At 70.4% G+C, this 20,498-nt stretch carries 20 protein-coding genes; 17 read left to right on the top strand and 3 right to left on the bottom strand.

All coding sequences use genetic code 11. The features are described 5' to 3' along the window. The first annotated feature begins 33 nt into the window (after positions 1 to 33). Entirely contained in the window at positions 34 to 375 is a 342-nt protein-coding gene (locus tag ACFOYY_RS19030; protein WP_352013224.1) for a tetratricopeptide repeat protein, read from the top strand. Between the two features lie 25 nt (positions 376 to 400). Then, the gene (locus tag ACFOYY_RS19025) at positions 401 to 1,420 is read left to right on the top strand and encodes an HAD-IIA family hydrolase (RefSeq protein ID WP_386190431.1); all 1,020 of its coding nucleotides are present in this window, start codon (positions 401 to 403) and stop codon (positions 1,418 to 1,420) included. A 29-nt stretch (positions 1,421 to 1,449) separates the two neighbouring features. Here the strand turns inward: ACFOYY_RS19025 and ACFOYY_RS19020 are convergent, their stop codons facing one another. After that, positions 1,450 to 1,797 carry an SCP2 sterol-binding domain-containing protein gene (locus ACFOYY_RS19020; protein ID WP_352013222.1) on the bottom strand — a complete coding sequence of 116 codons (348 nt, stop codon included), beginning with the start codon at positions 1,795 to 1,797 and terminating at the stop codon, positions 1,450 to 1,452. 351 nt (positions 1,798 to 2,148) lie between these two features. On the opposite strand from ACFOYY_RS19020, the gene ACFOYY_RS19015 reads away from it, so the two are divergent. The 12 genes from ACFOYY_RS19015 to pssA all read left to right on the top strand — a co-directional run bounded on the left by ACFOYY_RS19015 (position 2,149) and on the right by pssA (position 14,721). Continuing rightward, positions 2,149 to 2,322 (top strand): hypothetical protein, encoded by a 174-nt coding sequence (locus tag ACFOYY_RS19015; protein WP_352013221.1) that lies wholly within the window; start codon positions 2,149 to 2,151, stop codon positions 2,320 to 2,322. After that, the gene (locus ACFOYY_RS19010) at positions 2,319 to 3,137 is read left to right on the top strand and encodes a TlyA family RNA methyltransferase (RefSeq protein WP_352013220.1); all 819 of its coding nucleotides are present in this window, start codon (positions 2,319 to 2,321) and stop codon (positions 3,135 to 3,137) included. Before ACFOYY_RS19015 ends, ACFOYY_RS19010 begins: the two co-directional genes overlap by 4 nt. Before the next feature lie 25 nt (positions 3,138 to 3,162). After that, positions 3,163 to 4,068 (top strand): NAD kinase, encoded by a 906-nt coding sequence (locus tag ACFOYY_RS19005; protein WP_352013219.1) that lies wholly within the window; start codon positions 3,163 to 3,165, stop codon positions 4,066 to 4,068. A 90-nt stretch (positions 4,069 to 4,158) separates the two neighbouring features. Further along, positions 4,159 to 5,871 carry a DNA repair protein RecN gene (gene recN, locus ACFOYY_RS19000; RefSeq protein ID WP_352013218.1) on the top strand — a complete coding sequence of 571 codons (1,713 nt, stop codon included), beginning with the start codon at positions 4,159 to 4,161 and terminating at the stop codon, positions 5,869 to 5,871. A gap of 165 nt (positions 5,872 to 6,036) precedes the next feature. Then, positions 6,037 to 7,248 (top strand): putative cytokinetic ring protein SteA, encoded by a 1,212-nt coding sequence (gene steA / locus ACFOYY_RS18995; protein WP_352013217.1) that lies wholly within the window; start codon positions 6,037 to 6,039, stop codon positions 7,246 to 7,248. Next, positions 7,245 to 8,210 carry a copper transporter gene (locus tag ACFOYY_RS18990; protein ID WP_362777285.1) on the top strand — a complete coding sequence of 322 codons (966 nt, stop codon included), beginning with the start codon at positions 7,245 to 7,247 and terminating at the stop codon, positions 8,208 to 8,210. Before steA ends, ACFOYY_RS18990 begins: the two co-directional genes overlap by 4 nt. A gap of 5 nt (positions 8,211 to 8,215) precedes the next feature. After that, positions 8,216 to 9,079, top strand: coding sequence for a hypothetical protein (locus tag ACFOYY_RS18985; RefSeq protein ID WP_352013215.1), 864 nt, complete (start codon positions 8,216 to 8,218; stop codon positions 9,077 to 9,079). Beyond that, a complete protein-coding gene (gene murJ, locus ACFOYY_RS18980) occupies positions 9,079 to 10,782 on the top strand; it encodes a murein biosynthesis integral membrane protein MurJ (RefSeq protein WP_386190430.1) in 1,704 nt (567 codons plus the stop codon). The genes ACFOYY_RS18985 and murJ overlap by 1 nt, the downstream gene beginning before the upstream one ends. Next, the gene (locus ACFOYY_RS18975) at positions 10,775 to 11,881 is read left to right on the top strand and encodes a glycosyltransferase family 4 protein (protein ID WP_386190429.1); all 1,107 of its coding nucleotides are present in this window, start codon (positions 10,775 to 10,777) and stop codon (positions 11,879 to 11,881) included. Before murJ ends, ACFOYY_RS18975 begins: the two co-directional genes overlap by 8 nt. A 222-nt stretch (positions 11,882 to 12,103) precedes the next feature. Then, positions 12,104 to 13,123, top strand: coding sequence for a TerC family protein (locus ACFOYY_RS18970; protein ID WP_352013212.1), 1,020 nt, complete (start codon positions 12,104 to 12,106; stop codon positions 13,121 to 13,123). A 100-nt stretch (positions 13,124 to 13,223) separates the two neighbouring features. After that, a complete protein-coding gene (locus tag ACFOYY_RS18965; protein ID WP_352013211.1) occupies positions 13,224 to 13,898 on the top strand; it encodes a phosphatidylserine decarboxylase in 675 nt (224 codons plus the stop codon). Beyond that, on the top strand, positions 13,885 to 14,721 hold the full coding sequence (gene pssA / locus ACFOYY_RS18960; protein ID WP_352013210.1) for a CDP-diacylglycerol--serine O-phosphatidyltransferase: 837 nt from the start codon (positions 13,885 to 13,887) through the stop codon (positions 14,719 to 14,721). The genes ACFOYY_RS18965 and pssA overlap by 14 nt, the downstream gene beginning before the upstream one ends. Before the next feature lie 72 nt (positions 14,722 to 14,793). Here pssA and ACFOYY_RS18955 read toward each other — a convergent pair whose 3' ends face one another. Continuing rightward, on the bottom strand, positions 14,794 to 15,435 hold the full coding sequence (locus ACFOYY_RS18955; RefSeq protein WP_386190428.1) for an MBL fold metallo-hydrolase: 642 nt from the start codon (positions 15,433 to 15,435) through the stop codon (positions 14,794 to 14,796). Further along, the gene (locus tag ACFOYY_RS18950; protein WP_386190427.1) at positions 15,432 to 16,235 is read right to left on the bottom strand and encodes a maleylpyruvate isomerase family mycothiol-dependent enzyme; all 804 of its coding nucleotides are present in this window, start codon (positions 16,233 to 16,235) and stop codon (positions 15,432 to 15,434) included. The genes ACFOYY_RS18955 and ACFOYY_RS18950 overlap by 4 nt, the downstream gene beginning before the upstream one ends. A 223-nt stretch (positions 16,236 to 16,458) precedes the next feature. Between ACFOYY_RS18950 and uvrA the strand changes: the two genes are divergently transcribed. From uvrA to ACFOYY_RS18935, 3 genes are all read left to right on the top strand, one after another. Further along, positions 16,459 to 19,299 carry an excinuclease ABC subunit UvrA gene (gene uvrA / locus ACFOYY_RS18945; RefSeq protein ID WP_386190426.1) on the top strand — a complete coding sequence of 947 codons (2,841 nt, stop codon included), beginning with the start codon at positions 16,459 to 16,461 and terminating at the stop codon, positions 19,297 to 19,299. A 152-nt stretch (positions 19,300 to 19,451) separates the two neighbouring features. Continuing rightward, a complete protein-coding gene (locus tag ACFOYY_RS18940; RefSeq protein ID WP_386190425.1) occupies positions 19,452 to 19,877 on the top strand; it encodes a Rieske (2Fe-2S) protein in 426 nt (141 codons plus the stop codon). A 148-nt stretch (positions 19,878 to 20,025) separates the two neighbouring features. Continuing rightward, the gene (locus ACFOYY_RS18935; RefSeq protein ID WP_352013205.1) at positions 20,026 to 20,475 is read left to right on the top strand and encodes a Rieske (2Fe-2S) protein; all 450 of its coding nucleotides are present in this window, start codon (positions 20,026 to 20,028) and stop codon (positions 20,473 to 20,475) included. Positions 20,476 to 20,498 lie beyond the last annotated feature (23 nt).

Here is a 20,498-nt window from a genome sequence, read left to right as displayed (position 1 = left end):
GTCGGGGACGTCTATGAATGGTTTCAACGAGGGATGAAGCTGCTGGGCGAGGGCAGTCCGGCCGCGGCCGCCGCGCTGCTGGAACGTGCCGCCGACGCGGAGCCGGAGTCGCGAAGCATCCGCGAGGCACTCGCCCGTGCCCAGTTCAACTCCAGACAGTACGCCGACGCCGCCGACAGCTTCCGATGGATCATCGACGCGAACCCGGCCGAGGACTACGCCTATTTCGGGCTCGGGCTCGCTCTGTGGCGGACCGGTGACATGGAGGGGGCACAGGAGCCCCTTGCCATCGCCGTCGCCATGCGTCCCGACCAGCGGCACTACGTGTCGGCCCTGAAGAGCGTCCGGGCGACGCTACGCGCCCGCCGGGCGTGATTCCCGCGGGTGATGGAATGGGCGGGTGGACACGCAAACGTTGATCGACCCCTATGACACTCTTCTCCTCGATCTCGATGGGGTGGTGTATCTCGGGCCCGACGCCGTGCCGGGGGCTCCCGAGGCGCTGCGTGAGGCGGTGGAACGCGGCGTACGGCTCGCGTACGTCACCAACAACGCCTCACGCACTCCTCGCGCGATCGCCCAGCACCTGAGCGCGCTCGGCGCTCCCGCCACGCCCGATGACGTGGTCACCTCGGCTCAGGCCGCCGCGAGACTGGTGGCCGAACGGGTCGATCCGGGCGCCGCGGTGCTGGTCGTCGGCGGGATGGGTCTGCGTGACGCCGTACGCGCCCATGGGCTGCGTCCGGTCAGCACCGCCCTGGAAGACCCGGCGGCGGTGGTGCAGGGCATGGCCCACGGCATCTCCTACGGCTTGCTGGCCGAGGGGGCGCTGGCCGTACGGCAGGGGGCTCTGTTCGTGGCCGCGAACGCGGACTCGACCATGCCCACGGGACGCGGTGAGGTCCCGGGCAACGGCGCGATGATCAGGGTGATCGCCACGGCGACCGGGGCCGAGCCGATCGTCGCGGGAAAGCCGGAGCCGCCACTGCACCGCGAGTCGATCCTGCGGACCGGTTCGAAGCGGCCCCTGGTGGTCGGCGACCGGCTCGACACCGACATCGAGGGAGCGACCAACGCCGGAGTCGACGGGCTGCTCGTGCTGACAGGCGTGACCACTCCGCTGGACCTGCTGACGGCGCCACCCGAGCACAGGCCCTCGTACGTCGCGGCGGACCTGTCGGCTCTGCACCTGCCCTACCCTCAGGTGCGACGGGCCGGAGACGGCTGGTCCTGCCGCAGGTGGAACGCCCGCTGGCAGGAGGGCCGTCTCAGGCTGGAGGGGGAGGGGGACCCCGTCGACGGCCTCAGGGCGGCCTGCGCCGCGGCGTGGGAGGCGGCCGGTGTCGGCCGGGCGGACGAGGACGCCGTGAAGGCCGTCCTCGGCTCCCCGCTCTCCGGCCGGACGTCCTCACCCGGGTGAGACGTCCCGAAACCGGGGGCCGTGACGGCTCACAGGAGCTTACGCAGGCGCATCAGGTCGCCGAAACTGGCATCGATCTTGACACGGCCGCCGAACACCGCGCGCCCCATGTCGAGTTCACCGTTGACCAGGGCGATCAGGTCGTCACTGCCTATGGTCAGCTTCACGTTCGCGGATCTGGCGTCACCCGGAGGAAGGTCGTCGAAGGGGCCGAGCCCTCCGTGGTGGATGCGGCCGTAGAAGGTGACCCCCAGGTCGCTGATGTGACAGCTGATGCTGCGGTCGACCACGTGCCTGGCGCGGCTCTCCTGGTCGAGTTCGTCGAACTGCTCGCCGAGTTTGCGCAGTGCCACCCGGCACTCGTCGACGGTCGCCATCGTTTGGCGCTCCCTTCTGTCCGGGCGGCCCGAACTCCTTGTCGTCTCTACGGACGGTAGCGTTCCACATCGATGTGGCACGTGATCCGGTGCGTGCGAGAAGGCTCCCGACACGGTGTTCCTGGATGACGTGAGGGTACGCGCGGGCGGCCTTCCGTTCCATCAAGGTGACAACGGGCGAGACACGTACAGTAGTTCGCGGACCGCCCACTTCGGTCGGTGAGTGGCCGATGCGACGCGCGGCACGGCTTCCGATACGGTCAAGGCGACACGGGGCGGTGTGGATCCGTTCCCGTGCGACCACCACGCCGGCCGCCGAGCCGGCGGGGAACGGCTTTCGATGGGGGGCGCATGACGGACCTGCCGGGGGAGACCGGAGAGGAGCGGGTCGACACGGCGCTGGGCGGGCTGGCCCGGCTGGGTACGACGCCTGTCTCCGCGCACGCGAGTGTGTTCGAGGAGGTGTTCGCCGGGCTCGAACAGGCACTCGCCGCGGCGGACGGCACCGCGGACCAGCACCGGTGAGCCGCCGCACACGCCTCGACAGCGAACTGGTACGGCGCGGCCTGGCCAGGTCCCGCGAACAGGCGTCTCAGCTCATCGAGGCGGGCAGGGTCACCGTCGGCGGCCAGGTGGCCGCCAAACCGGCCACCCAGGTGGAGACCGCCTCCGCGATCGTGGTCGCCGAGGCCGCGGAGGGCCCCGACTACGTCTCGCGGGGGGCGCACAAGCTGCTCGGCGCCCTTGAGGCCTTCGGCCCCCGGGGGCTGACCGTCGAGGGACGCCACTGCCTGGACGCGGGAGCCTCGACCGGGGGTTTCACCGACGTGCTGCTGCGCAACGGCGCCGCGCACGTGCTGGCCGTCGACGTCGGTTACGGCCAGCTGGCCTGGTCGTTGCGGACCGACGAGCGGGTCACGGTCATGGAGCGGGTCAATGTCAGGGATCTGACCCCCGAGATGGTCGGGCAGCCGCCCACGCTGATCGTCGGGGACCTGTCGTTCATCTCGCTGCGTCTGGTGCTGCCCGCCCTGGTCGCCTGCGCCGCGGAGCGGGCGGACTTCGCGATGCTGGTCAAACCCCAGTTCGAGGTCGGCAGGGAACGGGTCGGCGCCGGCGGGGTCGTCAGGGACCCGGTGCTGCGGGGCCAGGCCGTACAGGACGTCGCCGACAGCGCGCGGGCGCTCGGCCTGACCGTGCGGGGTGTCACCGCGAGTCCGCTGCCCGGCCCTTCGGGAAACGTCGAGTACGTCATCTGGCTGGGCCGGGGAGAAGGCCCGCCACAGGTAGCGGACGTCGCGGCCGAGATCGGGCGCGCGGTCGCGGAAGGTCCCCAGTAGTGCCCGCCCTCCGGGAGAGTGGAACATGACTGCCAAGCGCACCGTGCTGGTCACCGCCCACACCGGGCGGGGCGCGGCCGTCGACAGCGCCCGTCTGGTGATCGGCAGGCTGGTCAAGGCCGGGCTGACCGTCCGTGTCCTGCGAGCCGAGGCCGAGTCGATCGCGTGCGCGGGCGTCGAGGTGACGCCCGCGGGTGAGACGGCGGTACACGGCGCCGAGATGATGATCGTTCTGGGCGGTGACGGCAGCCTGCTGCGGGCCGCCGAACTGGCCCGTCCGGCGGGGGTGCCGCTGCTCGGCGTCAACCTCGGGCACGTCGGCTTCCTGGCCGAGGCGGAGGTCGAGAACCTCTCGGACGCGGTCGACTCCGTGGTGCGGGGCCGCTACGACGTCGAGGAGCGGATGACCGTCGAGGTCACCGCCCGCCTCAACGGGCAGCTGCTGGCCGACACGTGGGCGCTCAACGAGGCCACGGTGGAGAAACGCGAGCGGATGCTCGAAGTGGTCGCCGAGGTCGACGGACGGCCTCTGTCGCGCTGGGGGTGCGACGGGGTCATCTGCGCCACGCCGACGGGTTCGACCGCCTACGCCTTCTCCGCGGGCGGCCCGGTGGTGTGGCCGGAGGTCGAGGCGATGCTGCTGGTGCCGATCAGTGCCCACGCGCTGTTCGCCAGGCCGCTGGTCGTTTCGCCCCGTTCGACGCTGGCGCTGGAGGTCCAGCCCGCGACGGCGGGGGCGGTGCTGTGGTGCGACGGGCGCCGCCGGTTCGACCTGCCCGCCGGGGCGCGCGTCGAGGTCCGCAGAGCCGACCTCCCCGTACGGCTGGCGCGTCTGCACGGGATCGAGGACACCGGGGCGCCTTTCACCGACAGGCTGGTCGCCAAGTTCGACCTTCCCGTCCAGGGGTGGCGCGGCCGGACGCGAGCCTAGATCGTCCGGGCGGTGGTCGTCCCGAACGCGTAGGATCGTGCCCGCGCACCGCACTGATGTTCGGTGAATTCGATGTGACGGGAGGGACCAGTGCGACCCAGGGTCGAGGAGGTCCGCATCCAAGGGCTCGGTGTGATCGACGAGGCCGTCCTGGTGCTCTCGCCGGGGTTCACCGTGCTCACGGGCGAGACGGGTGCGGGTAAGACCATGGTTGTGACCGGTCTCGGGCTGCTGTTCGGAGGCAGGGCGGACCCGGCCCGTGTCCGGCCCGGTTCGGACAGGGCGACGGTCGAGGGCACTCTCGTGGTCGATCCGGCGGGCCGGGTCGCCCAGCAGGTGCAGGACGTGGGCGGCCAGGTCGAGGACGGCGAGCTGATCATCTCCCGCACCGTCTCGGCGGAGGGCCGCAGCCGGGCCTGGCTCGGCGGGCGGAGCGTGCCCGTCGGCACCCTCACCTACCTGGCCGAGGATCTGGTCGCCGTGCACGGCCAGATGGACCAGCAGCGGCTGCTGCAGCCGGGACGCCAGCGCGCGGCCCTCGACCGCTACGTGGGCGAGGAACTGGTCAAGCCGTTGCGCTCCTACGAGCAGGCCTACAAACGGCACAGGCAGGTCGCCGACCAGCTGGCCGAGCTCACCGACAGGGCCAGGGAACGCGCCCAGGAGGCGGACCTGCTCAGGTTCGGGCTTCAGGAGGTCGAGCAGGCCGACCCCAGACGTGGGGAGGAGACCGAACTGCGTGAGGAGGGGGAGAGACTCGCCCACGCCGACTCCCTCAGGAGCGCGGCCGAGACCGCGCACGGCGCGCTGCTCGGCGACCCGATGTCCGGCGAGGGGGAGATGCAGGACGCCGTCACCCTGGTCGGACGGGCACGAGCCGCCGTCGAGGCGGTCCGCGAATTCGACCCGGTGCTCGCCGGGATCGCCGACCGGCTCGCCGAGGCGGGTTACCTGATCTCGGACGTGGCCACCGAGCTGGCCTCCTACGCCGAGTCCGTCGAGGCGGACCCGGCTCGGCTTGCGGCCGTGCAGGAACGGCAGGCCGTGCTCAACCACCTGCTGCGCAAGTACGGCGAGGACACCGGCGTCGTGCTCACCTGGGCCGAGCAGGCCGCGGCGCGGGTCGCCGAGCTGGAGGGTGACGACGAGCGGATCGGCGAACTCGCCCGCGAACACGAGGAGCTCACCGGCAGGCTGACCGAGCTGGCCGCCGAGCTGACCCGCGTCAGGACGGCCGCCGCCGAACGGTTCGGACAGGCCGTCACCGAGGAGCTCACCGCTCTGGCCATGCCGCACGCCAGGGTGACCGTCGTCATCACCGCCGCGGCGGAGTTCGGGCCGCACGGGATCGACGAGGTGGAGCTGCGCATGGCCCCGCACCCCGCCTCGCCGGCGCTGCCGCTGAACAAGGGCGCCTCCGGCGGCGAGCTGAGCCGGGTCATGCTCGCCATCGAGGTCGTCTTCGCCGGTGCCGACCCCGTCCCGACGTTCGTCTTCGACGAGGTCGACGCGGGGGTCGGCGGCAAGGCCGCGGTGGAGATCGGCCGCAGGCTGGCACGCCTGGCGCGCACCGCACAGGTGATCGTCGTCACTCACCTGCCCCAGGTCGCGGCCTTCGCCGACCAGCACCTCGTGGTGGAGAAGGCGAGCGACGGCAGCGTCGTACGCAGCGGTGTGGTCGCCCTGGACAAGGACGGACGGGCGCGAGAGCTCTCCCGGATGCTCGCCGGGCTTGAGGACTCCGAACTGGGCAGGGCACACGCGGAGGAGCTTCTGTCGATCGCCGCCGCGGACAAGGCCTGAACCCGTCGCGCGAAGGCCCGGCCACCGACGGCGGCGAGGTAGGAATAACGGGAGGTCTTTCGGATAGCTCAGGGGGCGGGGCCGCGTGGGGATCTTCAGTGACGAATCTGACACACCGTCAACCGCATGGCTCGGCCGGTCTTTCCCTCTGGCAGGATGGGCGTGATGAAGGTGCCGACGGACGAGCTTCAACGCAGGCTCAACGGTTACCTCCGCCGCAGGAAGGCCACGGACCTTCCCGGGGTGACGGCAGTGGCGAGAATCGATCGGCGGACCAAGAGGCTGACCAAGCGCCTCAAGGCCGGGGAAATCGCGATTATCGATCACGTTGACGTTGACCGGGTGAGCGCGGAGGCGCTTGTCGCGTGCGGTGCGGCGGCGGTGATCGACGTCGCGGCGGGCATCAGTGGCCGTTACCCCAACCTGGGTCCGCAGATCCTCGTCGAGGCGGGTGTGACGTTCGTCGACAACGCCACCGCCGAGATCTTCGACCGTGTCAAGGACGGCGACCTGGTCAGGGTGCACGAGGGCGTCGTCTACCTCGACGACGAGGTGGTCGCCAAGGGCGACGTGCAGTCGGCCGAGTCGATCGAGGCCGCGATGGTCGAGGCCAGGGCCGGGCTGACCGTCCAGATCGAGGCGTTCGCGGCCAACACCATGGAGTACGTCAGGCGCGAGCGCGACCTGCTCATCGACGGGGTCGGCGTCCCCGACATCGCGACCGTCATGGAGGGGCGGCACGTTCTCATCGTGGTGCGCGGCTACCACTACAAGGAGGACATCGCCGTCCTGCGCCCCTACATCCGGGAGTACCGCCCGATCATGATCGGGGTCGACGGCGGAGCGGACGCCCTCCTGGAGGCCGGTTACGTGCCGGACATCATCGTCGGCGACTTCGACTCCGTCTCCACCAAGGCCCTGACCTGCGGGGCCGAGCTGGTCGTGCACGCCTACCGGGACGGCAGGGCACCGGGTCTCGAACGGGTGCAACAGCTCGGCTGCAGCGCCGTGGTCTTCCCCGCCATCGGCACCAGCGAGGACATCGCCATGCTGCTCGCCGACGACAAGGGCGCCGACCTGATCGTCGCGGTCGGCACCCACGCGACGCTGGTCGAGTTCCTCGACAAGGGCCGCTCCGGCATGGCCAGCACCTTCCTCACCCGGCTGCGGGTCGGGGGCAAGCTCATCGACGCAAAGGGCGTCAGCCGGCTCTACCGCAGCCGGATCTCCACTCCGTCCCTGCTCCTGCTCGTCGCCACCACGCTGATCACCATGGGGCTGGCCGTCATCGTCTCCCCGGTGGGCAAGATCTGGCTCGACAGCGTCCGCGACATCTGGAACGGCTTCATCTTCTGGTTGGTCGGACTCTTCTCGTGATCGATTTCCGCTATCACCTCGTCTCCATCGTCGCGATCTTCCTCGCGCTCTCCGTCGGCATCGTGCTGGGCACGACCCTGCTGAAGGAGCCCGCCATCGACACGGCGGAGACCCTGGCCAACCAGCTCAGGCTGAGCAACAACGAGTTGCGCGCCGAGCTGAAGACGGTGCAGGGCCAGAACGCCGCCAACGACGCGTTCGTCACGGCCGACACCCCCAGGCTCGTGCGCGACACGCTCGCCGGTGAGCGTGTCGTCATCGTCGAGGCCCCCGGCAGTTCGGTGAGCATGCGCGAGGCGGTGCAGCAGGTGGTCACCGAGTCCGGGGCGATCGTGAGCGGCCGGGTCACCCTCACCGACAAATACCTCGACGCGACCCAGTCGGACGTCGTCGACAGGCTGGCCACCGACGCCAAGCCGGTTGAGATGACCTTCACCGCCGAGGACACGCCGTACGACAAGGCGGCCGCGGTGCTCGCGAACGCGATCGTGACCGGCGACCCCGCGCAGGTCGGCAAGGCGAACCCGGTCGCGACCGGAGTCCTTGAGGCATTCCAGCGCGGTGGTCTGATCAACGTCGCGGAGCAGCCCGCCAAACGCGCCGACCTGGCCCTGGTGATCGGCCCGGCCGAGCCGTACGCAGGGGAGACCGCCGTCGCGCAGTCGGCCGCGGTGGTCTCGATGGCCACGGCGCTTGACGAGGCGGGCCGGGGGACGGTGCTGGCCGGTCCGCTGAACAGCAGCGCCGCAGGCGGCGCCCTGGCCGCGCTGCGGGAGGACACCGTCGCCGCGGAGAAGGTCTCCACCGTGGACAACGTCGATATGCCCGCGGGCAGGGTCGTGGTGGTCTACGCTCTGCGGGAACAACTGTCAGGCTCTTCAGGCCAGTACGGCATGGGCCCCGGCGTCTCGGCCATCGAGCCCAGCGCGCCCGCCGTCCCCACGCCCACCTCCGGAGGATGAACCCCATGGCTCGTCGCGCTCTTCTCGGCGCCCTGGCCGGCGCCCTCGCCGGAGCGGCCGCCGCCAGGCTCGCCTACGCGGCCTTCAGCCGCAGGCCACCGGTCGGTGACGCGGAGACCTGGGAGAGGACCAATCACAGAGGCGAGCCGATCACCCTGCTCGAAGGGCCCGCCTTCGCCGCAGGCGCCGCCGCGGCCGCCGCGGCGCTTCCCGGGCTGCCCGTGAGGACCCGCGCGGCCGTGCTGCTCGCCGTGACGGGAAGCGGTGCTCTGGGCGCCTACGACGATCTGTACGGCGCGACCTCCTCGAAGGGCTTCAGAGGGCATCTGAACGCCCTGGCGAAGGGGGAGATCACCAGCGGTGCCGTGAAGCTGGTCGGCATCGGCGTGACGGGCCTGGCCGCCGCGGCCCTGACCGCCCGCGGCCCGGTGGACGTCGTGGTCGACGGGGCGCTCGTCGCGGGCTCGGCCAACCTGGCCAACCTGTTCGACCTGAGGCCGGGACGTGCGATCAAGGTGGGCCTGCTGGCCGGGGTTCCCCTGCTGGCGGCCGGGCTGCGCCGTGGCGACCCGGTCCCGGCGGCTCTGATCGCGCTGCCCATGGGTGCGGCGCTCGCGCTGCTGCCCGAGGACCTGGGCGAGCGGGCCATGCTGGGAGACGCGGGGGCGAACGCCCTGGGCGCGCTGGTGGGCCTGGCGGCGGCCACGACTCTCGGCAGGCCTGGCCGCCTCGCCGTGCTCGGCACCGTGGTCGCGCTCACCGCGGCCTCGGAGCGGATCAGCTTCACCAGGGTCATCGCCGCCAACCCGGTGCTCAACCGCATCGACATGCTCGGCCGTCGTCCCGTGGAGCAGGCGCCCGCCGACTGATGATCAGGAAGATCGGCCAGGGGGTCGCGGGGGCGGCGCTCCTGATCGGGATCGTGACCGTCGTGGCTCGGGTGGCGGGGTTCGGCCGCTATCTCGTTCAGTCCCAGACCGTCGGCAACCTCTGCCTGAGCACCGCGTACAACACCGCCAACTACGTTCCCAACATCGTCTTCGAACTGGTCGCGGGGGGCGCGCTGGCCGGGACGGTGGTTCCGGTCCTGGCCTCGGCGGCCTCCAGGTCCGCCACCGACCCCGAGGCCAGGGCCGAGGTCGGCAGGACCACCTCGGCACTGCTGACCTGGGTACTGCTGGCACTGGTCCCGCTGACGCTGCTCATCGCCGCTTTCGCGGGGCCGGTCGTCACCCTGCTGATCGGCGACGTCGGAGACTGCGACGTGAGTCAGGTCATCGGGGTGGGCACGGACATGCTCGTCGTCTTCGCCCCTCGAATGATCTTCTTCGGGCTCGCGGTCATCCTCTACGGTGTGCTCCAGGCCCACCGGCGCTTCATGGGGCCCGCCCTGGCGCCGCTGGTGTCCAGTCTGCTGATCATCGGCTCCTACCTGGTCTTCCAGCCACTCGGCGGTGACGCCGCGCACGACCTCTCCGCCCTCACCACGGCGGGGCAGCTGACGCTCTCCCTCGGCGCGACCGTCGCCGCGGCGGCCATGGTGGTCACGGTGATCGGTCCGGTGGCCCGGTTGCGGTTGCGGTTGCGGCCGTCGTTGTCCTTCCCGCCCGGCGTCGCCGCCCGTGCCCGGCGGCTCGCGACCGCGGGCGTCGCGGTCCTCGTGGCGCAGCAGATCGCGTTGACCGTGGTCGTCCGCCTGGCCAACGACCTGGGCGGGGCGGGGGCGACGGGCGTCTACACATACGCCTGGGCGCTCTACCAGCTTCCCTTCGCGGTGCTCGTGGTGCCGATCGCGACGAGTTCGTTCCCTGTGCTCGCCACGCGGGCGGGTGAGGGGGACCTGGCCGGGTTCGACGACCTCACCGCCTCGACCACCCGGGTCGTGTTGCTGGTCACGGGGCTGGCGGCCGGGGTGATGGCGGCGGTCGCCGTGCCCGTGGCCCGGGTGTTCCTCCAGGGGACCCCGGGCGGTGATCCCGCGGAGATGGCACGGGCGGTCGTGCTGTTCGCGCCGGGCCTGGCGGGATACGCGCTGATGTTCCACCTCGCCCGGGTGCTGTACGCCTGCGGCCGGGGCAGGTCGGCCGCGATCGCCTCCGTCGCGGGGTGGGTGGCGGCGCTGGTGGCGCAGATCCTGCTGGCCGGGGCCACGGGTGAGCGGACCGAGGTGGTCGGCGACCTGGCGCTCGGCAGCACCGTCGGCATGACCGTGGGCGGGATCCTGCTGGTGTTCGCCGTGCTGCGGGCCAGGGGGACGGCGGCGCTGCACGGGGCCTGGCGGGGCCTGCTGGCCGCCGTGGCCGGTGGCGGGGCGGCCTGGGCGGCGGGACTGGCGGTCGTCACGCCCTTTCAGAACGTCTCCAAGTGGATGTGCGTCCCGGTCGGGCTGGGCGCCGCGGCGGCGGGTTGCGTGGCGTTCGCGGTCGTGGCCTCGGTGATCGACGGACCGGACGCCCGGATGCTGCTGGCGCGGTTCAGACGGGCGCCCTCCAGAAGCTCTCAGGACATTCAAGACTCTCAGAGCTCCCGGGACCCGCAGGAGTCACGGGAGAGGAACGGTGCCGATGAGTGAGCGGACGGCGCTGGTGCTGGGAACCAGCACGGGCGGTGTGGGGCGGCACGTGGCCATGCTGGCCGAGGGCCTGACCCGCGAGGGACACCGGGTGGTCGTCGCAGGGCCACCGGGTACCCGGGAGGCCTTCGCCTTCGAGCGGCTCGGCGCGGTCTTTCTGCCCGTGCCGATCTCCGACAGGCCGCGCCCGCTGCACGACCTGCGGGCCGTACGGGTGCTGCGGGGGCTGCGGGGGGCGGACGTCGTGCACGCGCACGGGCTGCGGGCCGGGGCGCTGGCCGCGCTCGCCCTGGCCGGGACCGGGACAGGTCTGGTGGTGACCCTGCACAACGCCGCGACGGCGGGCGGGGCGGTCGGCACGGTTTACGCCCTGCTCGAACGGATCGTCGCCCGGCTGGCGGACCGGATCCTGGTGGTCTCCCCGGACCTGGGCGAGCGGATGACCGGGCTGGGCGCCCGGAACGTCGCGGCCGCCGTCGTCCCGGCGCCCGCCTTGCCCCCATCGGGGCGATCGGCCCAGGACGTCAGGGCGGGACTGGGCGTCGGCGGGCGGCCCGTCCTGCTGACGGTCGCCAGGCTCGCCCAGCAGAAGGGGCTGGAAACCCTCCTGGACGTCGCCTCGGCCTTCGCAGGGAGGGAGAGCACCGAGGGACCGGTGTTCCTGGTCGCCGGGGACGGGCCGTTGCGCGGGCCGCTTGAGGAGCGCGTCGCCCGGGAGGGCCTGCCCGTGAGGCTCCTCGGGAACCGGGAGGACATCGGGGATCTGCTCACCGTCGCCGGAGCCCTGGTGGTGCCCAGTCGCTGGGAGGGCCAGCCGCTCGTGGTGCAGGAGGCCCTGCGGGCGGGCACACCGGTGATCGCCACCGCGGTCGGCGGAATCCCGCCGATGGTCGGGGACGCCGGGTTGCTGGTGCCGTACGGCGACGCCGTCGCGCTGCGCGGGGCGGTCGGGAGGTTGCTCGCCGACGGCGGCCTGGCCACGGCCCTGAGAGAGGCGGCCGTACGGCGAGGCCGTGAGCTGCCCGGTGCGGTTGAGGCCCTTGAGGCGGTGCGGGAGGTCTACGGCGATCTACGTGGGGATCGGGGAGGGATTACCTGAAGGATCCCATGGCAGGCGGCGGTCCGCCGTGGGAACATCCTTGTGGAACCCACCGCCGAATTGGGCACTGCCAGGCCCGGCATCTATACTGGTTTGGTTAGGGGGGGAGTATCCCTTCGTGACAGTCTCGTCATCACGGTGTTGCCTCACTCCACGGGGCCCCCGGGGCTGTCGGTTCGTGCTTCGTTACGCACGGGCGGGAGAGACCTCCGGCTGTCAGTCATGCGCGCCGCCGGAGGTTTTGTTGTGACTATTCCCGTATGGGCTTGGATCGCCGTTATTGGTGGTTTGCTGGTCATTCTTGCTTTTGACCTGTGGATCGTCGACCGGGGTGAACCCCGGGAGTTCTCCCCGCGGCAGGCCGGCTTCTGGGTCGGCTTCTATGTGACGCTCGCGGTGATCTTCGGTGTGGTGTTGTGGATCTTCGCCGGGCCGACCTCGGCGGGCCAGTTCTTCGCGGGTTACCTGACCGAATACAGCTTGAGCGTCGACAACCTCTTCGTCTTCTACATCATCATGAGCCGCTTCGCGGTGCCGAAGATCTACCAGCACAAGGTGCTGCTGGTCGGCATCCTGATGGCCCTGGTCATGCGAGGCGGCTTCATCGCCGTCGGCGCGGCCGCGCTGTCCAGCTTCGGCTGGCTGTTCTACGTGTTCGGCCTGTTCCTCATCTACACCGCGGTGCAGCTGGTCCGCCAGCACGGCCAGGACGAGGAGGAAGAGGTCAAGGAGAACCTGGTGCTGCGCTGGGCCCGCAGGGCGCTGCCCCACACCGACGACTACGTCGGCTCCCGGGTCCTCGTCAAGGTGGACGGCAGGCGCATGGTCACCCCGCTGCTCATCGTGATGATCGCCATCGGCACCACCGACCTGCTCTTCGCGCTCGACTCGATTCCCGCCATCTTCGGCCTCACGACCGACGCCTTCATCGTCTTCACGGCCAACGCGTTCGCGCTGATGGGACTGCGTCAGCTCTACTTCCTGCTGGGCGACCTGCTGCAGCGTCTGGCCTACCTCAGCTACGGTCTCGCGTTCATCCTCGGCTTCATCGGGGTTAAGCTGATTGCCGAGGCGCTGCACTCCAGCGGCGTGTCCTGGGCACCCGAGGTGCCTATCTGGCTGTCATTGTCGGTCATCGGCGTCACCATGGTGATCACTACCGGAGCCAGCCTGATCAAGGCCCGCCGCGACGCACGCGAGGGCGAGCACATCACCACCGCCGCGAGCGCCGACCAGGGCTAGCGGATTGGCTTGTGACGCGCTTTGCTTGTCTCGTTACGCCGTACCAGGGCTGAGAGACGGGTAGCATCCTGCCGGAGAGCAGGCAGACAATACCGGTCTAATGCCGCAAGACATCAAAAGGTTTCCTGTGTCCCACGATTCAGCAAGCCATAAGCCGGGCCGTGTACGGCTGGCGCGTGGCGTCTCCCCGTGGTTGCTCCCAACCGTGGCCGCCACTGCAGCGACCTCGCTGCTCAGCCGTCGTGACCGGCGCTGGGCGCTGGCGGCGGCTCCGCTGGCCGTACTCACCGGTGGCATGCTCTGGTTCTTCCGGGACCCCGAGCGCACGCCGGGTACGGCGCGGATCCTGTCGCCCGCGGACGGCGTGGTGCAGAGCATCGACCCGTGGCCGGACGGCCGCACCCGTGTGGCGATCTTCATGAGCCCGCTCGACGTGCACGTCAACCGTGCCCCGCTGGCCGGTACGGTGACCTCGATCGAGCACGTCACCGGAGGGTTCGTTCCCGCGTTCAACAAGGACAGCGACAAGAACGAGCGGGTGGTCTGGCACTTCGCGACCGAGGTCGGCGACGTGGAGCTGGTCCAGATCGCCGGTGCCGTCGCGCGGCGCATCATCCCCTACCTGACCGTGGGAGCCAAGGTGGCCAGAGCCGAGCGCATCGGTCTCATCCGGCTCGGTTCCCGGGTGGACGTCTACCTGCCCGAGGGGATCGAGCCCGCGGTCTCGGTCGGCCAACGGACTGTCGCGGGGGTGACCGGCCTTGACCACGGCTGACGCGAGCTGGCCTCTTGACGAGACGGACGAGGAGCCGAGGGGGCCGGTCGGCAAGGCTTTCCGGCTCTCCGCGGCCGACTCGCTGTCCCTCGGCAACGCGCTGTGCGGCTTCCTGTCGGTCTGCGTGCTCGCCTGGTCGGCGATCCGCGCGCTGCAGGAGCACAAGCCCTTCGCCGCAGACCCCCGGTTCTTCGGCACCGCCGTGGTGCTGTTGCTGATCGGCGCGACCTGTGACCTGTTCGACGGTCTGGTCGCGCGCAAGTTCCGCGCCTCGGCGATGGGCGCCGAACTGGACAACCTGGCCGATGTGATCAGCTTCGGGTTCGCCCCGGCGTTCATGGTGGTCATCTGGGCCGGATTCACCCCCCAGGTGCCCTTCCCGCTGGTGATGACCGCCGCGGGGTCCGTGCTGCTGGCCGGGGTCATCCGGCTGGCCAGATTCGCCTGCGTGAAGACCAAGAGCGGTGACTTCATGGGGCTGCCCATCCCGATGGGCGCCATGACCGTGGTCTCGGTCGTGATGTTGTTCGCACCGTCGATCTGGACGGTGCTGCCGATCTTCGGGATCGCCTACCTCATGGTCAGCCGGATCGAGTACCCCAAGCCCAAGGGCAACCTGGCGGCCGCGGTCCTGGCCTGGATGATGATCAACGTGGCCTGCCTGACCATCTGGGCCGCGGGCCTGGCGGGCGGTGACACGCTCATCAAGGTCGGCGCGATCATGCAGATAGCGATGGTCTCGGCCATCCCGCTGCGCGTGCTCATGTTCAAGCGGGAGAAGCGCAGGGAGCAACGCCGGGAGTCCGAGCTGTCCTCCCTGTGACGGCCGCCTGAGGGACGTTCCGTTCGCCCGGGGACCATCGGAGGTCTCCGGGCGAACGCGTTCCGGGGAGGCTCACCAGCCGCGTGCGCGCCACTGCGGCAGGGACGGGCGTTCGGCGCCCAGCGTGGTGTCCTTGCCGTGGCCCGGGTAGACCCAGGTCTCGTCGGGCAGCCGGTCGAAGATCCGCTCGGAGACGTCGGTGAAGAGCCGGTCGAACCGCTCGGGGTCCTTCTCGGTGTTGCCGACGCCGCCGGGGAAGAGCGAGTCACCGGTGAACACGTGGCCCGGCCGGTACAGGGCGATCGAGCCAGGCGTGTGCCCGCGCAGGTGGATCACCTCCAGGGTGACCACGCCGACGGCGACCCCGTCTCCGTGCTCGACCTTCAGGCCGACGGGAACCGGTAGCGCGGGCGCATCGAGCGGATGCGCCACGACGGTCGCACCCGTCGCGGAGGCGACCTGCTCCAGGGCCTGCCAGTGGTCACCGTGCCGGTGGGTCGTGACGATCTTGCTGATCGGGCGGTCCCCGATGAGCGCCAGCAGCCGGTCGGCCTCGGCGGCGGCGTCGATGAGCACGCCGTCACCGGTCTCGTTGCACCGCAGCAGGTAGGCGTTGTTGTCGTAGGGGCCGACCGCCAGCTTCGAGATCGTCAGGTCGGGCAGCTCACGCACGTCGGCTGGACCGCCGACCTGCACGTCGCCGGTGTACGTCATGGATACTCCTCTGGCGGGTTCGAGGGAAGGCCGGTAGGAGCGGAGCGGGCGGGCCATCCGGGCGGTGCGGGCGCTGCCCGCGCCTCCGCGGGCAGGTTGCCCGCCGTTCCCTCCGGCATCACCTTAAGCCCCGCACCCGACGCCCGGCCGGTAAGCCACCCGAGCAGGCTCCAGACGTCGCCCTGGAGCACCGGCCCCGTGCCGAGGTCCCGCCAGACCTGGTGGTGGTTCTCCCCGTCCCTGACCTCCTCGACCACGATCTCGCTCACCACCGAGAGTTCCCGGGGCCAGCACAGCATCGCGTCGTGCAGTTCTCTGCGGGCGAACGCCTCCGGCCAGTCGGCGGGTCCGTACCCTGTGCCGAGGTCGGCGTGGTGCACCTCGACCTCGCGTGCCCTGCGCGCCAGCACGTACCAGGCCGGGTGGAGGACGGGGGCCGTGCCGACCGGGGCCGACCAGTTCGCGCCGGACAGGGCGGCGGCCGCCTCGGCGAAACGCGCCGTGCTGGCCTCGAGGTCGGCGAACTGTTCCCGCGCGGACCGTCCCGCGCCCGCCTCGATGTCCAGGTCGCGCCTGCCCGGGTCGGGATACTGAGGGGTCTTTACGCCCGTCCTGGCCCATGTCAGCAGGTTGACGAGGCTGTCGGCGTTGCGGGCGAGATGAGTCAGGACGTGCCCTCTGCTCCAGCCGGGCAGCCGTGAACCGCCTGTGACGTCGGTGTCCGACAGCTCGGCGACGCCGGCCAGCAGGCGGTCGTTCGAGGCGGAGAGCTCGGCCTGGAGAACGTCTGTGACATCCATCCCTCCACTCCACCACCGCGGCGGGTGATCGGGCCAGGGCATAAAGGGCGTGTCCCGGCGGTTGACATCGACAAGCGGCCCGAAGGGCCCCCGGGAAGGCCGTAACCTGATGAGGGCGGGGAAAGACCACCAGGCGCATCGCCGCTTGCGGATTTTTGTCGGACCCCGTGGCTAGTCTTCCCGCGACCGCTTCTCAACCCTCTACATCGACGTCGGGATCGCAGTGGCTGACCGCCTCATCGTGCGTGGCGCACGTGAACACAACCTCAAGGACGTCTCGCTGGACCTGCCGCGGGACTCTCTGATCGTCTTCACCGGGCTGTCCGGCTCGGGCAAGTCGAGCCTGGCCTTCGACACCATCTTCGCCGAGGGCCAGCGCCGCTACGTGGAGTCACTGTCCGCATACGCCAGGCAGTTCCTCGGGCAGATGGACAAGCCGGACGTCGACTTCATCGAGGGGCTCTCGCCCGCGGTCTCGATCGACCAGAAGTCGACGAGCCGCAACCCCCGTTCGACCGTCGGCACGATCACCGAGGTCTACGACTACCTGAGGCTCCTGTGGGCCCGCATCGGCAAGCCGCACTGTCCGCAGTGTGCCCGCCCGATCGCCAGGCAGAGCCCCGAGCAGATCGTCGACCGGGTGATGGAGCTGCAGGAGGGCACCCGTTTCCAGGTGCTCGCGCCGGTCATCCGCGGACGCAAGGGGGAGTACGCCGAGCTGTTCGGCCAGCTCCAGGCCAAGGGCTTCGCCAGGGCACGCGTCGACGGCACCGTGGTCCGCCTCGACGAGCCGCCCACGCTGAAGAAGCAGGAGAAGCACGACATCGAGGTGATCGTCGACCGCCTCACGGTCAAGGAGAGCTCACGCAGCCGCCTGACCGGGTCGGTCGAGACCGCCCTGCAGCTGTCGGGCGGCACGATCACGCTGGAGTTCGTCGACCTTCCCGAGACGGACCCGAACCGCGAACGCTTCTACTCCGAGCACCTCTACTGCCCCTACGACGACGTGTCGTTCGAGGAGCTCGAACCCCGCTCGTTCTCCTTCAACTCGCCCTTCGGCGCCTGTCCCGAGTGCACGGGTCTCGGGGTGCGCATGGAGGTCGACCCCGAGCTCGTCGTGCCCGACCCGGAGAAGACGCTGGAGGACGGCGCGATCTCCCCGTGGGCGGGTGGGCACACCAGCGACTACTTCGTCCGTCTCATCGAGGCGCTCGGCCTGGCCACGGGGTTCACCCTGGGCACCCCGTGGGAGCGGCTGCCGAAGAAGGCCCAGAAGGCGCTGCTGTACGGCCACGACGAGCAGGTCCACGTCCGCTACAGCAACCGCTACGGCCGTCAGCGCTCCTACTACACCACCTTCGAGGGGGCCATCCCCTGGGTGCAGCGCCGCCATGCCGAGTCCGAGAGCGACGGCATGCGGGAGAAGTACGAGGGCTACATGCGGGAGATCCCCTGTCCCGCATGCCAGGGGGCCAGGCTCAAGCCCGTCTCGCTGGCCGTCACCGTCGAGGGGCGCTCGATCGCCGACGTCTCGGCGATGTCGATCGGCGACTGCGCCCGCTTCCTGGCCGGGCTCACGCTGTCGGACCGGGACATGCAGATCGCCGAGCGGGTGGTCAAGGAGATCAACGCCCGGATGGGCTTCCTGCTCGACGTGGGCCTGGACTATCTGACCATGGACCGCGCCGCGGGCACCCTCGCCGGTGGCGAGGCGCAGCGCATCCGCCTGGCCACCCAGATCGGCTCCGGCCTGGTCGGCGTCCTCTACGTGCTCGACGAGCCGTCCATCGGCCTGCACCAGCGTGACAACCAGCGGCTGCTGGAGACCCTGATCAGGCTGCGTGACATGGGCAACACGCTCATCGTGGTCGAGCACGACGAGGACACCATCGCCGCCGCCGACTGGGTGGTCGACATCGGCCCCGGCGCGGGCGAACACGGCGGCCAGGTCGTCGTCTCCGGCACCGTGGCCGACCTGCTGTCCGCCGAGGACTCGCTGACCGGCGCCTACCTGTCAGGCCGCAGGACCATCGCCGTCCCCGCCGCCCGCCGTAAGCGGGACAGGAAGCGGCAGATCACCGTCAAGGGGGCCCGTGAGCACAACCTCAAGGGCGTCGACGTCGAGTTCCCCCTGGGCGTGTTCACCGCGGTCACCGGCGTCTCCGGCTCGGGCAAGTCCACGCTCGTCAACGACATCCTCTACAACGCCCTGGCCAAGGAGCTGAACGGCGCCCGCACCGTCCCCGGGCGTCACGCACGGATCAACGGCATGGACCTGGTCGACAAGGTCGTGCACGTGGACCAGTCACCGATCGGCCGCACCCCGCGCTCGAACCCGGCGACCTACACCGGGGTCTTCGACAAGGTGCGCGACCTGTTCGCGCAGACCACGGAGGCCAAGGTCCGCGGATACGCCAAGGGCCGCTTCAGCTTCAACGTCAAGGGCGGCCGCTGTGAGGCCTGTTCCGGCGACGGGACCATCAAGATCGAGATGAACTTCCTGCCGGACGTCTACGTGCCGTGTGAGGTCTGTCACGGCGCGAGGTACAACAGGGAGACCCTGGAGGTCCACTACAAGGGCAAGACCATCTCCGAGGTGCTCGACATGCCGATCGAGGAGGCCCTGGAGTTCTTCGACGCGATCCCGGCGATCAAGCGTTACCTCAAGACGCTCAACGACGTCGGCCTGGGCTACGTCCGTCTCGGCCAGCCCGCGACCACCCTGTCGGGAGGCGAGGCCCAGCGCGTCAAGCTCGCCTCCGAACTGCAGCGCCGTTCGACGGGCCGGACCATCTACGTGCTGGACGAGCCGACCACCGGCCTGCACTTCGAGGACATCCGGCGGCTACTCGGCGTGCTGGGCAAGCTCGTCGACGGAGGCAACACCGTCATCGTCATCGAGCACAACCTCGATGTGATCAAGACCGCCGACTGGATCATCGACATGGGGCCGGAGGGCGGTTCGAAGGGCGGCACCGTGCTGGCCACCGGTACGCCCGAGGACGTCGCCCTGGTCGAGGACAGCCACACCGGGCGTTTCCTGCGCAAGATCCTGGGCTCCTAGGGCCTGTTCCGCGGGCGTCACCCGGGCGGTCGCAGAAGGTATGAAGATCCACAAAACGGGACCCAAGGGTCGATCCGGAGGGCGGCACTCCTCGCCAATATCCTTGACGAGGATGCCCGCCTCCCGGCCGGGCGACGTCGGGGGAGGTCCCAGTGAGCGGTAACGACGGCTTCGCCGCGCCCACACGCAGGCATGTGATCGGTGCCGCCGCCGTGGCGGCGTGCGGGGCGGCGCTCACCGGGTGCGCCCCCGCCGAGCCGGGGCCGGCCATCGTGCCCCCGGGCATCAAGGGGCAGGTCATCGTCAAGACCGCGGACGTCCCCGTGGGGGGCGGCAAGGTCGTCAGCAAGTGGAAGATCGTGATCACCCAGCCGAAGGCGGGGGTGTTCAAGGCCTTCAACGCGAGCTGCCCCCACCGGGGCTGCTCGGTCGGCCGGGTCGCGGACGGCGTCATCCACTGCCCCTGTCACGGCAGCGAGTTCGCCGCCGACTCCGGCAAGTGCCTCAAGGGCCCGGCCGAGGCCCCGCTGGTGGAGTACGCCCTGAGGGTCGACGGCGATGGCATCGTCATGGTCTGAGCCCCGGTGACCGTTATGAGAGAAGATTAAATCTTCCGCATGCGTAATTCTTCACAGTCTCCTGACGGCGGGTACGGCATGCTGAACCAGCGGCGATGCGCTGGTGTGCCGGCCGTACCCGCAGGAACAGGAAGACGAAAGGACGACCATGACGGAGACGACGCGTCGCTCGGTGATGCTGGGCGCGGGAGGCATCGGGGTCGCGGCGCTGCTGACCGCGTGCGGCAGCGAGGGGGGCGGTACAGGCGGCGGCGAGCCGGCCGCGGAGGCCCCGGCCTCGACGCCCTCGGGTTCGCCGGTGGCCGGCAAGAAGGAGGCCCTCGCGCAGACCGCCGACATCCCGGTGGGGGGCGGCACGGTCTTCAAGGACAAGAAGATCGTGGTCACCCAGCCGAAGGCGGGGGAGTTCAAGGCCTTCACCTCCGTGTGCACCCACCAGGGGTGTGACGTGGGGAGCGTTTCCGACGGTGTCATCGTGTGCCCCTGCCACGGCAGCAAGTTCGCCATCGCCGACGGCTCGGTCACCGACGGCCCGGCGGGCAGGCCCCTGGAGAAGAAGGAGATCAAGGTCGAGGGCGGCTCCATCGTCCTGGGCTGAACGGTGGTCCACGCGGCGCCGGA

Origin of the sequence: Streptosporangium jomthongense (assembly GCF_042650425.1) — a bacterium.
Lineage (GTDB): Bacteria > Actinomycetota > Actinomycetes > Streptosporangiales > Streptosporangiaceae > Streptosporangium.
This window is presented reverse-complemented; position numbering and strand designations above follow the sequence as displayed.

What these genes read in the sequence shown, in the direction of transcription:
- murJ (WP_386190430.1), top strand. Translation starts at nt 9,079, where the DNA reads ATGATCAGGAAGATCGGCCAGGGGGTCGCGGGGGCGGCGCTCCTGATC.
- ACFOYY_RS18975 (WP_386190429.1), top strand. Translation starts at nt 10,775, where the DNA reads ATGAGTGAGCGGACGGCGCTGGTGCTGGGAACCAGCACGGGCGGTGTG.
- ACFOYY_RS19020 (WP_352013222.1), bottom strand. Translation starts at nt 1,797, where the DNA reads ATGGCGACCGTCGACGAGTGCCGGGTGGCACTGCGCAAACTCGGCGAG.
- ACFOYY_RS18965 (WP_352013211.1), top strand. Translation starts at nt 13,224, where the DNA reads ATGCCGCAAGACATCAAAAGGTTTCCTGTGTCCCACGATTCAGCAAGC.
- ACFOYY_RS18985 (WP_352013215.1), top strand. Translation starts at nt 8,216, where the DNA reads ATGGCTCGTCGCGCTCTTCTCGGCGCCCTGGCCGGCGCCCTCGCCGGA.
- ACFOYY_RS18955 (WP_386190428.1), bottom strand. Translation starts at nt 15,435, where the DNA reads ATGACGTACACCGGCGACGTGCAGGTCGGCGGTCCAGCCGACGTGCGT.
- ACFOYY_RS19015 (WP_352013221.1), top strand. Translation starts at nt 2,149, where the DNA reads ATGACGGACCTGCCGGGGGAGACCGGAGAGGAGCGGGTCGACACGGCG.
- ACFOYY_RS18935 (WP_352013205.1), top strand. Translation starts at nt 20,026, where the DNA reads ATGACGGAGACGACGCGTCGCTCGGTGATGCTGGGCGCGGGAGGCATC.
- ACFOYY_RS18970 (WP_352013212.1), top strand. Translation starts at nt 12,104, where the DNA reads ATGCGCGCCGCCGGAGGTTTTGTTGTGACTATTCCCGTATGGGCTTGG.
- ACFOYY_RS18950 (WP_386190427.1), bottom strand. Translation starts at nt 16,235, where the DNA reads ATGGATGTCACAGACGTTCTCCAGGCCGAGCTCTCCGCCTCGAACGAC.
- steA (WP_352013217.1), top strand. Translation starts at nt 6,037, where the DNA reads ATGAAGGTGCCGACGGACGAGCTTCAACGCAGGCTCAACGGTTACCTC.
- ACFOYY_RS19005 (WP_352013219.1), top strand. Translation starts at nt 3,163, where the DNA reads ATGACTGCCAAGCGCACCGTGCTGGTCACCGCCCACACCGGGCGGGGC.
- ACFOYY_RS19030 (WP_352013224.1), top strand. Translation starts at nt 34, where the DNA reads ATGAAGCTGCTGGGCGAGGGCAGTCCGGCCGCGGCCGCCGCGCTGCTG.